Annotated in this window: 9 protein-coding genes; 5 read left to right on the top strand and 4 right to left on the bottom strand. The window is 38.1% G+C overall.

The window, feature by feature from the left end:
- Nucleotides 1-196: 196 nt before the first annotated feature.
- The 5 genes from LPA49_RS09025 (at nucleotide 197) to LPA49_RS09005 (ending at nucleotide 7920) form a co-directional block, all read left to right on the top strand.
- Nucleotides 197-460, top strand: a complete 264-nt coding sequence (locus LPA49_RS09025; RefSeq protein WP_196857521.1) for a hypothetical protein — start codon at nucleotides 197-199, stop codon at nucleotides 458-460.
- A gap of 42 nt (nucleotides 461-502) precedes the next feature.
- Nucleotides 503-1132 carry a HigA family addiction module antitoxin gene (locus tag LPA49_RS09020; protein ID WP_196857522.1) on the top strand — a complete coding sequence of 210 codons (630 nt, stop codon included), beginning with the start codon at nucleotides 503-505 and terminating at the stop codon, nucleotides 1130-1132.
- Nucleotides 1133-1447: 315 nt separating this feature from the next.
- Nucleotides 1448-1663, top strand: a complete 216-nt coding sequence (locus tag LPA49_RS09015) for a hypothetical protein (protein ID WP_196857523.1) — start codon at nucleotides 1448-1450, stop codon at nucleotides 1661-1663.
- A 969-nt stretch (nucleotides 1664-2632) separates the two neighbouring features.
- Entirely contained in the window at nucleotides 2633-5482 is a 2850-nt protein-coding gene (locus tag LPA49_RS09010; protein ID WP_230236418.1) for a hypothetical protein, read from the top strand.
- Nucleotides 5483-5511: 29 nt separating this feature from the next.
- The gene (locus tag LPA49_RS09005; protein WP_230236416.1) at nucleotides 5512-7920 is read left to right on the top strand and encodes a hypothetical protein; all 2409 of its coding nucleotides are present in this window, start codon (nucleotides 5512-5514) and stop codon (nucleotides 7918-7920) included.
- A gap of 198 nt (nucleotides 7921-8118) precedes the next feature.
- On the opposite strand, the gene LPA49_RS09000 is transcribed toward LPA49_RS09005, so the two are convergent.
- The 4 genes from LPA49_RS09000 to LPA49_RS22360 are packed head-to-tail and all read right to left on the bottom strand — an operon-like array spanning nucleotide 8119 to nucleotide 14724.
- Nucleotides 8119-8679, bottom strand: coding sequence for a hypothetical protein (locus LPA49_RS09000; RefSeq protein ID WP_230236414.1), 561 nt, complete (start codon nucleotides 8677-8679; stop codon nucleotides 8119-8121).
- Between the two features lie 15 nt (nucleotides 8680-8694).
- Complete coding sequence (locus LPA49_RS08995; protein ID WP_230236412.1) at nucleotides 8695-11418, bottom strand: hypothetical protein; 2724 nt, start codon at nucleotides 11416-11418, stop codon at nucleotides 8695-8697.
- A complete protein-coding gene (locus tag LPA49_RS08990) occupies nucleotides 11415-13526 on the bottom strand; it encodes a hypothetical protein (protein WP_230236410.1) in 2112 nt (703 codons plus the stop codon). The genes LPA49_RS08995 and LPA49_RS08990 overlap by 4 nt, the downstream gene beginning before the upstream one ends.
- Nucleotides 13516-14724 carry a tyrosine-type recombinase/integrase gene (locus tag LPA49_RS22360; RefSeq protein WP_230236408.1) on the bottom strand — a complete coding sequence of 403 codons (1209 nt, stop codon included), beginning with the start codon at nucleotides 14722-14724 and terminating at the stop codon, nucleotides 13516-13518. The genes LPA49_RS08990 and LPA49_RS22360 overlap by 11 nt, the downstream gene beginning before the upstream one ends.
- Between the last annotated feature and the right edge of the window lie 88 nt (nucleotides 14725-14812).

Here is a 14812-nt window from a genome sequence, read left to right as displayed (position 1 = left end):
AAAAGTTAACTCAAGCATCCTTATAAGACATAGTCGTTATGGGGCTCATCATATAAGCAATATTCAGCGTTAGTGTCGAATGAATCTTCTGCACCTGCTTAAGGCCTAATATTAAAAAGTTTAAATAAGTCTATATGGGTATTACATAATTATTTAGGCTATCCTTAATAGTCATCCTTTTATGCTGTAGGTTTAAGTGGCTACTGAAGAAAATAAAGGTAAATCCGTTATGTTTGAAACAATTATAAGGTTTGAAGTCGATAATGATGCTCTGACGATAGATGAGATTGACGATCGTCTTTTCGAGGCCGGATTTGATGATGCGATTGTCAGTCACTATGAAGATGGAAAAATTGCAATTGAACTGTGTAGGGAATCGGTTAGTCATGAGAGTTTGGTAGCTTCGGTTGCTTTACAGGTTAAGGCCGCTATTCCTGGTTCAAGGGTATTACACCGATAGCTTACTCAGTTAGTAAACTTTATGTAGCTTTCAGGGGGAGAAATGAGAAAAACTACTAGGCAGCCAAGCTCAGTAGGTGAAATTATCCAGCAGGAATTTTTGATTCCTTCAGGTGTGACAGTAGAAATGTTATCCGTAATGATGGATGTTGATCACCAAACCGTGGCTGAACTTATTAATGGTGCAAAGCTCTCAGAACTTTTGGCTAATAAGCTTGCTAAATATTTTGGCACCTCCCGCGAGTTCTGGTTGGATATTCAAACTGCACATGACAATTGGCAGGCAAGCCAAGTAACCCATCCAAACCCGTTCAAGGAAAATAAGCTGGATAACCCTGGGGTCGATGCTACGACTTCTAGAATCCGCAGCCAAAGAAAGCTCAAATCTATTATCGAAAGCGAAGGTGGTTATATTGTTGACATTCCTGATGACAAAAGAATGCTACATCCAGCAAGGTATTTCGAAACTTTATTTTTACATAAACTAAAAGCTCGAGAGTTAAACAATAATGATCTAAGCAAGCGGTTAGATCTTTCAGTCGAGCAATTCAACGACTTTCTTAAAGAGAAAATAAGCGTAACACTTACTTTGGCTAAACGGCTTGAGGAAATAACTGGTATGCGGTGTGAGTTTTGGATACGAGTTCAGAGTAAATTCGATAATTCTCACTGATAAAACGGTTGGAGATCAGAATCAAGGCTTGATTTAAATATCCACGATCAGGGTGAAGCCTCTATTCTAATATTGAAGATCAGAATCAAGGCTTGATTTAAATATCTACGATCAGGATGAAGCCTTCATTCTAATATTGAAGATCATAATCAAGGCTTGATTTAAATATCCGCGATCAGGATGAAGCCTTCATTCTAATATTAAAAATCAGGATCAAGGCTTGATTTAAATATTTTTAGACTAGAAATAAGGCTTTATTCTAATATCGGTGATTAGGATGTCGCGTTATTAAAAAATAGCATAGGCAGGTTAATTATGATTGTAACAGTAGGTAAAAATGGGGCTATACCACTACTGGACAACGAAGAAAGCAAATTAAATATCGGTGATATTCTATTATTTAAACTTAGCGAAGATAAGCGTTCAATTGAGCTTGAAAAGTTTCCAGACCAAACTTTAAATGATGAAAAAATAAAAGCACACGGCTCTTTAATTCGTGTTGAGCCATTCAACCCTGATGACTTCAAGTAAGCCATTTGACTGAAATTACTTCTTCGTTATCTCACTCAAAGATTATTGTAAGTTACCCTTCTTCAATCAGAAGAAAGGTTTCATTTTAATATCTAATGTCAGAGACAGACCTTGATTATAGTACTTAGCCTAAGATTACACTCTAACATTAAAGTAATGACTGTAAAAAGGTTGTGCGTTGTACTGTGATTAATTCTTTTAGCGTTGAATTACTGGAAGTGATTAGAAAATTTTATCTTATCAGACCTTATTAATAGGACAAACTAGGCAGGAATCCCAGTACTATTCCAAACCTTTCGGTTTTTTTTATACAGCTTATCTAATAAAATCCATTCAAACTAACTATCTCTGGGGTAGAGTATTTCACAATAGAAAAAGACTTTATGCCAGTTGCTGGTAATTGACATTTATTTTAGCCCCTAAAGTATCGGGCTACTGTTTGATATTATTACAACCGAAATTTTGGTTCTTTCCCCTTCAAGAAATTTACGTTAAGCTCGTATCTAACTGTTTAGATTTAAAAATATTAAATTTCTAAAAATAGAGCAATAATATTGAACACTTTGGGTTATGAGTTTGTTGTACGTATCTCTCACTCCCGCTTCAAGCAATGAAATGTTCAGTCTCTAGCTTTTAGAGGTGAATTTTTGGTTACTTATTGCATCCTCATGCTGGGTCTCAAAACCTGTGATAACAATAGCCAATAAATGAACATACAAACCCCATCAGGTTGTAAAGCTCAGCTTTCTTCAAAGTGTATCAATGGTTTTATAAACAGTATGGAAATGAAGAAGGCTGGCTGTAGATTAAATTCGGTGGTCAGTTTTACATAATTGTCTAGATTGGACTGTGGCGAAGTCATAATCATCCTAATTGACTTAGGCTTAGAACATTTAACATTGCAATCAATTAATGCTCCAGTTCTGATACTCAGGCTGGCAAAAACAAAATAACTGGATAGATATCGATATGACTGAAAGCTCGCAGAATGATTACAAAGAGATGAACGAAATCATAATTGACTTGTTTGCCCCAAATCTTCCGGGTAGCACCAAAGAAGGTGATTTAATTCAGAAAGCGTTGCGTGATAAGTTAGTTGAAAGCATTCGAAATTCAATTAACTTACCTAAATCCAAAAATCTATCGGGTGTTGCCAGATTTATTGATGAGTCAGGACGTAATGTATTCTTTGTGGATGGTACTCGCGGTGCCGGTAAGACTACTTTTATCAACAGTGTAGTCGAACGGCTGAACCATGAAAGTAATGATGCGGATACTGGCATCAAATGTCTGCCAACTATTGACCCTACCAAATTACCTCGTCATGAACCTATTTTAGTTACAGTGACAGCTCGCCTGAATAAGGTGGTGTCAAGCAAGTTAAAGGGATTCTGGTCATCTAATCAGTATTCAAAGCAGAAGGAAGAATGGCAAAGTCATCTCGAGCAACTCCAACGTGGCTTACATTTGTTAACTGATAATGAATATAGACCAGAGTATTTTAGTGACGCTTTGAAATTGGATGCCCAGCTTGATTACTCTATCGGAGGTCAGGATTTATCCGAGATATTTGACCAACTGGTTGAATGTGCGTGTGATATTCTTGACTGTAAAGCAATTTTGATCTCGTTTGATGATATCGATACTCAGTTTGATACAGGTTGGGATGTACTGGAATCTATAAGAAAATTCTTTAATAGCCAGAAGCTGGTGGTGGTGGCGACAGGTGACTTGCGTCTTTATTCTCAGCTGATTCGCGGTAAGCAATATGAAAATTACGGCAAAACTTTGCTTGATCAGGAAAAAGAAAGTGCCCGCTTAGCAGAAAGAGGCTATATGGTGGAGCACCTTGAACAGCAATATCTGTTAAAATTGTTTCCGGTTCAAAAGCGTATGCAGTTGAAAACAATGTTGCAATTGGTCGGCGAAAAGGGGGAGCACGTCAAAGAAAATATTAAGGTTAAAACAGCGCCTAATATGAGCGAGAAGGAAGCCATAGAAGTTCGCGATGCTATTGGAAGTGCCGTAAGGGTAGGACTTAACCTTAGAGAAGGCTCTGATGCTGATATGTACGTGAATGAGCTTCTGAAACAGCCTGTGCGTTTATTAATGCAGGTATTACAAGATTTCTATACCAAAAAGAATCATACCAAATATATTAATGGTGAGCAGGGCGTTAATGAACAAGTTGGGGAACCATCAGTCCCGAATTTACTGAGAAATGCTTTGTATGGTTCGATGCTTAGTAGTATTTATCGTGCGGGCTTAAACTATGAACAGCATCGGTTTGGCATGGATTCACTTTGCAAAGATATATTTACCTACGTAAAGCAAGATCGTGATTTTAATACTGGCTTTTATTTGCGGCCTCAGTCTGAGAGTGAGGCATTAAGAAATTGTTCTATTTACTTAGCATCCCAAGTAAGCGAAAACTGTCAAGGAAGTCTGTCAAAATTCCTACAGATGCTTTTGGTTGGCTGTGGTTCCGTCAGTATCTTCAACCAATTTGTGACTGGTTTAGAGCTGGCTGGAAATGATAGTGGGAAGTCCGAACAACTCATCAGCGAATATTTAGCCTACATGTCTGTAGGTAGAAATGAGAGTGCTTCCCATTGGGCTAATAGGTGCTGCGCTGTGGTAGCAAACAACCCCAATGACGCCAAGGCTGGTGTTTTCCTTGGTATGGTGCAATTAAATCGACAAAAACGCTCAAATATACCTGATAGTTTCAATGTATTTAAGATTGATGAAGAGAAGGGCTTGGCTAAAGCAGCAATGGCTGCTTCTTTGAGCTCTGTTGCTTCTAGTAATCTTATGGATTTCAGCAGTGTCTTTAATCTGATTGGTGCCATCGCTGATATCTCTGCATGCCATCGTGAAAGGGCTGCCATTACTAAAGCATTTAATAAAGCTATAGCACAACCAACATGTATTGTTCCACCATGGAGCGAAGCCGCTGCTCGTGCAGAGATGAAAGGTTCAAATAAAAGTACTGATAATGTCATTTCGTTGTCAGCTTCTGAACCTATTACCAATCCAGGAATCGAAGGGGATGGAGAAAGTCAGGAAGTCCAAATACAATTTTCTGGCGCAATCGAGAGCCTTGAAAAGTGGCTAGAAAAAGTAGGAGAAATTGAGGCTTCAATTCGACCATCGGCGCTACTGATTGGTAAAGTATGGACTCGGCTTTATTTTAATCTGAACAATGTAGCGGACCAACATAAAACTAGAATCTACAATGACTCAAATAATGGACGAAAAGCTAGCCTGTCTAATGCCGCAAAGATTATGCGTTTTAATGTACTAGCTTTTCTTCATGCTGTTTTGGTAGAAGAAAGCCTATACCACTCTGTTAATTCGGAAGAGTATCTTGGTGAAGGTTTGAGGCTCAATCCAATTACTTCGGTGGATGAGTTTGAGAAAAAGCTTAAGTCTATCAATGAGTATCTGAAAAGTAACAGAAAATCATGGAGCGATAATCACCCCTTATTCTTCTTATTGATAAGTTGCCCAATCCTGCACCCGTTCATCTTTCCTGTAGGAGGGGTTAATGGTTTGCCAAGATCCTATGGAAAAGAGGATAGTTTTCGTAGTCTTATTGCGGAAATAATCCAACCTGATGAAACTAATAGCTACTTTTTGTCGAAGAGCGAATTAAGTGATTTATTCCAGAATGAGACTCCAAGTACAAGTACCAATCCGGAAACTTACAGTAAAACAATAAGTACTCTGAATGCGGCTACAATCGCTGGAGCAAAATACCCAGACCCTAAGACAGCTCAGGAGAGCTCACTTTCTTCTAACGACGACGCAGTCTAAACATAATGACCCCCTTGTAAGGATCGTATATGGAACGCTTTCTTCTTAACTCATCAACTTTGTTGCATCGGCTGAGTGCAACTTCATTGGCTGAGGTACTATGTGATGACATTGTGGCGTCCTCTGCGTTCCTCACACAATACGAACAGGCGCGTAGTTTGCCTGATCATGTAGCAAAATCGGCTTGGTCATCCTTGGAACAGCGACTAAAACAGCGGAACATGAAGCTTGGCCCTATTTCTTCTTTACGTTTGCTCGCAGAAAAGTATGTTAAAAACGAAAAAGATGGCCCCAAAACTGAGCTTGCTTTGTTCTCTGAGTGGCAAACTCTGATGAGCCGAGTATCGAGCCTGCCGATTATGGCTTGTCATAAGGTCTTTAACTCTCAGTCTGTCAGTCAGGAGTATAGTTTCCGCTGGCCTTTGTATCCTTATCATCCCTCGGTCGAAGACTACATTTCCCGTGAAGGTCTGCACGAAACTCATCAACATTTGAATGGTAGCACAAGCGCTGAAGAGTGTTGGTTAGATGCTCTTAAGCACCCAGAAGTGACCGTAAGAGATTTCGAGAAGGGCTGGGCATCTCAAGAGATGAGACAGCTTTGTGCCCAGATTGACCCCTCCCTGACACCTAATATTTTTAGGGAACGTTTGCAAATCGCCGGTAATATTCGAGAAATTCTTTGTCGGGTAGCCCTGGGGATTGAGTTGCCTGAGTGGATGCAATCTTTGCAGCATCCGCAGCAGTTGGCGGACAGCACAATTTTACATCATGGTAAAGAATATGGGTTTACGACTGTTTGGCCAACAGACAAAAAATATAGTCAGGAATCTGAGTTTTGTTGGCTAATCGGCGTATTCGAGAAATGGAGGTATGGTGCACCTGAGGGGTTGGAGCGTCTATTATGGATTTATCTGTTAATTCAGAATCAGTATCTGACCCTGCTGGTTCAGCGAGATGATTTCTTTGGTTTTGACCAGTTCCAGAAGTACACGATGACGGAGTTAAGGGAAGAAACAGAGAAGTCTTATTTGTCTCGTTTTAAACATGCACATGGTGTCGGTATTAATTCTCAGGTACATTACTTGGAAGGACGTTTTGCTCCGAAAAGCGACCCCGGTAAAATGCAAAAGTTGCTCTTTAGCGTTTTGCGAGGTTACTGGGAGTATCTTTATGAACATATGACTTTAGATTGGGAGCATTCCCAGCCGCTTAACATCACTCAAGTGCTGGATAATCTTGATCAGGTTAAGCCCAGTTGTATATGTTCAGAACTTGCCTTAGTACCACATTTCATCAAGAAAAAGTCCAGAAAAGATGAAGTCTATCCCTTTGCGATGCTGTTTAAGGATCTGAAGAATCAGGCTGCTATCTTGATGGATATCTTGAATCATGAACCTCGCTTGACACGCTGGATTCGAGGTGTGGATGCCGCTGCAAACGAGATGCATACGCCCCCAGAGTTGTTTGGACCTTTGTTTCGGGTGCTAGCTAAATCAGGTATTGCTCATTTTACTTATCATGTAGGTGAGGACTTTCCGCATTTGATCAGCGGTATTCGCTCAATAGATGATGCCTTGAGGTTTTTGCCTTTGCGTAATGGCGACCGTCTTGGGCATTGCACTGCCATTGGAATTACGCCTGCCATCTGGAAACGATCTTTGCCTTTGTCTATATCCATGACCAAAGAGACGAGATTGCTCGACTTGGTATTCATCTGGCGGGAGCTTCGAAGTCACCCAGATTTGCTACGTTATGCGAGTGATGCAGCGATTGAAGCGGTTCATTTGGCCCATGAGGTGTTTTCTTTGGAAGAAGAAATCTCGATTACTACCCTTGATCAGGTATTTGAGTTGCGTGGTGTACTAGCTGAGTCTGAGGGGCTGTTGGGTATACTAGATGAGTCAGGTGAGCCATTGAAGCCGAAATCCTTATGGCTAGAGGAGTTCGAGTATGTCAGGGGGTTAGCGAGAAGGGCAGGTATGAAAAGGGTCCTGAAGTTGTATCGTAAATGGCTGACTTCTGAGAATGTTCGAAAACAGCGAATTGAATATGTTGAAGTTTCCCTTGAATACTTACCAGATAAGGCGGTTACTTCATTGCAACAAGCAATAATGACAAAAATGGCTGATCGAAATATCGCGATTGAGTGCCCTCCGACCAGCAATACTCGAATTAGTCAGTATCGAGATGTCAGTGAACATCATATTTTCCGTTGGATGGGCTTGCCGAGTGAGGTGATTGAAGGTGATGTTTCTATGTCTATTTGTCTGGGCTCTGATGACCCAGGTGTCTTTGCAGCGGATTTGAAATCAGAGTTTTATCATCTATTTGTGGTGTTAATCAGAAAGTTTGGTTTGTCACCTGCGGATGCATTGAGAAAGATTGCAGAAGTGAACGAGAATGGGCGGATTTATCGCTTTCACGATGTTAGGTAATGTATATATCAGTGCTTCTTTTCTTCTAAAGCCTTAAAGAACAACACTATTGCGGAGGTGAAAAATAAGTTACTTGGATGACTTTGTACTCTGATTGCCATGTTTTCGCTGATCAACCATAGCCGCCCGTCATATGAAGCGTTAACCCACTTACCAAAATTTTCAGATGTGGGTTACTAAAGCTAAGGATATTCATACTTATTTCTTTTTAGGTTTTAAATGTGAAATATTTGCAACGTTTCTGGTCTGGTTTAGTACTAGAATATTAGCTATTTCAGGGTGAAGCATGTTAACTGCTTGCTCCACTTGTTCAATAACATTTTTTGATTCTAAATATTTAACTTTTGCTTCAAGCTTTTTTACTTTTTCTACTAGCTCATCTTTACTTTGAACTATAGGGCCTCGACTTTTAGATTTTACAACTTTTGCGATCCGTTGGTTCTTTTTTTTCTCAAGTTCCTTATTTATGTCTCCTAAGTATTTTGTAAATTCGCCGGAGTAAGTTGAGGTTGTGAGTAATGTTGAAGCGGAAATTCCAACTGCACGAGCAACTTCTCGCCCTGAGATTTGGTAGTTTTTCTTAGACCTGAAGTTTATAGCTCTGCTATGTTTATTGATAAACATAATTCTTTCACATCTCAATCGTTCTGTTTCATTATATGCTACAAGAGAAGCATTATTTTTATTAACCCAGCTAGGAGTCTGCTCTTCTAATACCTTTTGTTCAGCTTTTTCAGCTAATTCTTTAAAGTAATCCATATCGAAACTCCTTGGTTAAGTGATTTGAGTCTGTAAAGCTTGGTTATATTCTTCCAAAATCTTGTGATTAGGGGAGAGTTCTGAAATTCTTTTTTTCGCGTTTGATACGAATGAAATAGACGTATCGACAAGTGGTTTAGGTATGTCCCTAACATAGTCTGAGCGAAGTAAGTCAATGTGTTGCCATGACTGTTCGATAATATAATCGACATTCGTTTTATCAGTCATGAAGTTAATGCACCCTAAGCAAAGATCAGGTTTCGCGTTTCTAGGTTTTGCTTCACCATCTTCAGCACATTTTGCAAAAGACGTAGTTGTGAAACGATTAATGCAATATCCCCACGGGTTTGCTTTAACGGAGATAACGTCAGTTTCTGAAATCTTATCAATTAACGAGTCGGCTGCTTGGAATGAAGTGATAGATGTATTCTTAAATAGTCTTTTTAAGAATGTATGGTATTTACCAGAAGTTTTAACGCCTTTATTCCTCAGCCAGTTCTTCATAAGCGAGCTTGCGATATTTACTTTCAATTGTTGATGAATATTTACGTCAGTTTTATTTGCAATATAAGCGACCCACATGGACTCTGAAATGTGCTTGAAATTACTTCTAATCATCCACCCTGCATCACCATCAAATCGCCTAAAGACTGCTTCTGCCCACATATGTCTGAACGCGTGTGGTGTTGGGTATAGACATTCAGAATATAAAAAATGAGTAAGCTCTTTATTGATCTCACGAAGTTCTTTAATACTACTTTGGGCTATTCTGTCTTTAATTGCAGAAGGTAGATGTTCTTCATAAATTTTTAAAACTCTAACATCTAGATGGTGTTTCTTATTTTGTAGGTAGCGCTGATATTGCTCAAGAGCTCCTTTCTTAACCGAAATGTCCGTTCTTGTCTGCATAAACGAAACCACAGGTAATTCTTTTTCAATCCTCTTTTTCACTTCGGATAATAGGGGGTTGTTGATAACGTAACTCCACTCTTCTGAGTGTTGATGTGCAGATAAACTCTTAAATAATATTGCTTCAGATTCAGATAACGGAACCTTATTTCTTAGTTCATTGAATAATGATATCTCGTTTAGAACCTTAAATGGTTTATAGTGCTGCGCAAAGTTATACCAATTCGCGTTACAAGCATCAGCCATCTTATTTGACGAGACATTTTTACTAGTTGGATCTTGTTTGATGTTATAGGTTTCGGAATAGATTGCAGGTTCATGCTCCAGAGGGCAATGAAAGTTAGTCATTGATCTTATTAGTTCATAAGTTCTTTGAGTAATTTCCCTATCAAGGCTAGTGCCTCGTTGAGTTTTAAATATATGCCAATGAATATTGTGTCTGTATGGTAATGCATATTGATCTAAAACGTCATGATTGAGTTTGCTTGATATTGACGATACTGGAAAACCAAATTCACTTCGCCTCCAACCTGTGAAGGCCATAATGCAAGTTTGTCCGGCTTTCTGGACTTTCCGGATGAAATTTAGGACATCTCTGCTAGAGTTTCTTTCAAAGTATTCTCCTACAAATTGTTTAATGTATGAAGAAGTAGGTAACTCAGGTGCAGGAACTCTAGCCGACATCCGAGCTATAATTTCTTCTAACTCTTGTATACTTGTGTCGAAGTTAGAGTTTTTAACTACGTTACTTAATTCTGGATAATCTTCATCATCGGTTAGGAAATATAGAATGTTTCTTAATCGTTCGATGTCGGCATTATGGTGGTATCTTTCATTTTTTGTATCAATTCCAATCTGTTGTGCAATTTCTCTTACTGAGGCATCTTTTAAAATGAAGTTTCGTTTAAGAATTGGGTGAATGAAACGGATATACTCTTGTTTAATTTCTTTTTCTAGGAAATCGATCTTTTTCCTATCAAATGTTTTCAGGTGGGGGTTCTCTCTAACATTAACCTGTGTTAACAAGCCATAAATCATTGGTACTGTATTTTTATGCACTTTATATCCAGCACGAGAAAGTATATCTTCTCTGATCGAGTCGACATAATTAAGTGCCAAGGCAATAGGATAATTTTCGTTATAAAAATCCTGTAAAAACTCGACGTAATGCCTACCATAGTCCAATGTTAGGTTGTTGAAAGATTTACCTGACTTCCAATCGTTGTATGTCAGTTCACCAATAGAGACTGATTTAATAGCATCTTTCAGGTGTTTTTTCCCTTTTGATTCCGTCATGCTGCTTACAGAAGAGAATTCGATATCATACATATGAAGAATATGGGTGATACGCTGAATTATTGTCGGTAAAAAATAGCAGTTTGCCCAAGACCTTGGTGTTAATCGCCTAACTATTTGAACATCCGATTTGTCCGTCATGTTTCTTACTACTTTATGCATAATGAAGTAAGAAAATATATCGACAAGATCGTTCTGGCTTACTTTGACTATTCCGTGTCTTTGCATATAAGTAAACAAAATAAGAGTGAAGTCCGAATGTTCCCTGATCGTTGAAGATGTCGGACATTTGGGAAATAAATTAAGTAGAATCAACTTAACAATGATATCAGGACTAATGTTAAGTTCATTAAAGAAGTCTCCTTGATTTCCAAGAAGTAGCATATTGCCGCTGTGATATAACGTGAATTCACTAGACCCGACAATGAAGTTCCATTCATCAGCATGTAAGTCATTTTTAGTATCGTTGAAGGAGCACAATTTACTATTCAATTCATTGATAATATTGTATTCCTTCATTATTGATTTATTCATAGTGACATACCTGATTGAATTTCATTCTCAAATAATTTGGGTAAAATGTTTAACTTCTTTAATCGCTGGTAATCTTCTACAGATTTGCTGACTAAATCAGGGGAGAATTGGCTTAAACAATGATGCATCCACTCCACATTAATTAGCAAAGTTTCTTCGAAAAACGAAGAGTTGGCTTGCATGATTGCTTTAGCATTAATTTCTGCTTCATCAATGTAATGAAGCATTGTAATTACAGTCTGCGAGTTTTCGAAAACTATCACATGATCAAGGTCTCGTTCACTTTCTGATTGTATAGCCTCACCATACTGGTTAATTCTTACATTTGTTGAATGAGTACTATCAATAACTTTCGTCCGAAGGTTTCTTTCTGTAGCTTCTTTATCGATAAATTCTAAGGTAGGCCTGAAAGCCCTCGATTCAATATCATTCATAACCATCCTCGTGATCCTACCGACTTGATTTACCCACTCTTTGTTGTCATCTGTTAAGTAAGACAGTTTTTCAGTATTCGACTGATGTGAGTTCTGATTGACTAAATCCTCATTTCTATATAAATCCGTTCTGGAGTAAACGCCTGTATTTTTTATATGTGCCAACTTGAAGAAATAAGATGGTAGTGGTTCTTGAGTTCGCTCCTGATATTCTTTTCTAGTAAGATTCTTTTTCTCGAACATAGAAGCAGCAGTATGTTGATCATATCTATTGTGATCATAAAAATGAGACATCGCATATTTAAACACCTTTCCAGCTCCACTTAATTTAAGTTCACGCTCTAGGTTAGTATTCAATTCATTATTTGTTATTAAAAGTTTTGCAAAAAGAGCTTGGAAGTTGTTGTGATTACTGTGCTTATGTTCAGAAAAAGGATTTGTTAGGCTTATTGCATAATTTTTATCACCTCTTAATCTGATAAAAAACTCATCTTGATGTTTGGGCAAGTTGTTGATATAGGAAATGGTTGTTCTTGCAATCAGGCTTGAACCTCTTAATGTTGGTGGTTTATGTCTTCTTAGCCCTCTGCCTTTTAAATAGTCAACTTCTAATAATCTTACATTACCTTGTGAATTCGTTTTTATAGCTATATGTCTGCGTGTGAGACCAAGTATATCTGTTGGTTGAATTGAGAGTGTAGCGAACAAAAAAGACATAAGAGCTTCTTCTGCTAGGCTCACCTGCTCGTAAAAATTTTCGGGCGCTGAGAAAGGGAATTCAGCACGACGTTTATATAAAAGTTCGTCATACAGAATTTGAGAACTACTTTTATTGCTATTCTCACGACACTTCAGAATGACTTGGCGTATCTTAGTTCTATGTTTAGGGTGGGAGCATTCTGTCAATATGAAACTTCTAAGCTCAGTTACCGAGTTCTCTGGCTTGTCGAGTAATGCGCCTATAAAGTTTATGATTCTTTTTTGCTTATCTCTGCTTGAAGTAGAATTCCGGATATTCATATAGAGTTCAATAAGATCTGGGTGAGATGCAAACTGTTTTCTTGCTTCTAAAATGAAACTTAACATTGTGCCAATTGTTGCTTCGAATGACTTTATTAGTCTTTTGGGGCTCTCTAGAAGCAAGAAATGTTCACCCATATATTTTCTAAGCCATGGGCTGTTCTCAAGAAACCAAGATGACAGCGAAAGCGGATCTTTCTCTGCGTCCTTTGATTGGACGAACGAATTTATCACAGTTTCTATCTGTCTTTTTTCACTAAAGTTCAAGTTAGGTGAGTTCTTAACTCTAGATAAGATAGTCTTGAGTCGACGGCAATTTGTACTTTGTGGCTTTATTTTATATTGTTCGACTTCCCAGCTTTCAAACTCCTTTAGTACTTTGTTACTTAGGGTTTTGCTTTGGTTTAGGAATTCAATACATCTTCGAAATGCACCTTTAGTATGTTTTTGGTGATCTGCTGACTTCTCTTTATAATCACTATCCAACAAATAAAGCTTCATGATTTTAAGCAATAATTGTGATACTTCATGAGTGCTTTTAAGTGGATAAATAGTATTGTTATCAAGAACAAGATTTCGAGTATCTAGCAATAATTCTCGCTCTTCACCCCCAACTTTTTGAGTGAAATATGGAATTGATTTCTTAGATAGCATAATTTTTTCCTTCTACATCCAGCATCACTTCTTTTAGACGGATGTAACAAGTAGTAACTGAGGTCGGCCTACCATCTTTGCCTAAAGCGTGCCCGAGACGTTGAGCGACGGTAATAAGTGCTGAGCTTTGCGAGCGCGTTTCTCCACCTTCAGAGTTTATAAGCTCGTATTGATAAAGTTCAGTTGCAAAGGTATGTCGAAGATCGTGGTAGCTTAGTGTTTGATCCATCCAATCTATCATGTCCCTATACTTATCAAACACATCAGTTGCTCTACTTTCTTTTATTGGGTCTCCCCTATACCCTGGTGCAGCATTTAAAAATAGGTCGTCGGGATCTAACTTGCCTTTCGCATCAGAGAGGACTATAGCTCTCTCTGTTAAGTAGTAGTCCCTAATAGCTTCGAGTAATGAGCGGGAAAAAAATATCCAGCGAGACTTCCCGCCTTTTGTAAATTTTCCATGTAACATGTATCTAAACTTTTCAAGGTGACTTTTTTCTGGGTTTATTAAATCGTCAAAGAGACTCAATAAATACCCGTCTTTGTTACCCTTGTATTGAAGTAATAGGCCTGTATTTTCAGAGGTCCTTAAGCCTACTTCAAACCCCATTCTCAACAAGAGTCTGTCTCGTTTCGTTTTACATCTATGTAGAAGAGCAGCTCTTTCTTCAGTGCTGACGTAATTGATTTTAGTTTTACTACGATTATTATCAAACGATAGCTTTTTCGCTTTTCTTGATATCTTAATATTCATAGGGGCTATTAACCCTAATTTCGATAAAAAGTAGAAGTAAGATCTTATGGATGCCTGATGTACGCTTAAGGATGCACTTGTAAGGTGTTTAGGTAAGTACGAGTTTAGGTATTTATTAACTAGACTTGCTTGAATTAAATATGAGTGGTGAACATCAGGGGCCTCATTGAGTAGATTCAATTTTTCTATATATTGAAAAAAATTAAAGATATGCCCAATGTATTGGGGGATTGAGCTTTCGCTTAATGAGTCTTCATAAAACTCCTTGTATAACTCACCACCTTTCTCGTACTCTTTGCATTTTATGACTCCGCCAATATTTTCTAAATATATAGTGTATAGCAATGGAGCAATTATTATATTTCCATTTGAGTCAAGAAAGACTGTTAGTGACTCGAAGCTATTCCCACATATATTTACATCCTTTAAAGTTCTTTTTTCCACTAAGTTCACCACTAACAAACTAGTTTGATTTGAATATATTATCTAATAGCATCTCTGGGTGATTAAGGCTAACAATTTCGTAACTTAA

It is taken from the genome of Pseudoalteromonas sp. MB41, from assembly GCF_020966275.1.
GTDB classification, from domain to species: Bacteria; Pseudomonadota; Gammaproteobacteria; order Enterobacterales; family Alteromonadaceae; genus Pseudoalteromonas; species Pseudoalteromonas lipolytica.
This window is presented reverse-complemented; position numbering and strand designations above follow the sequence as displayed.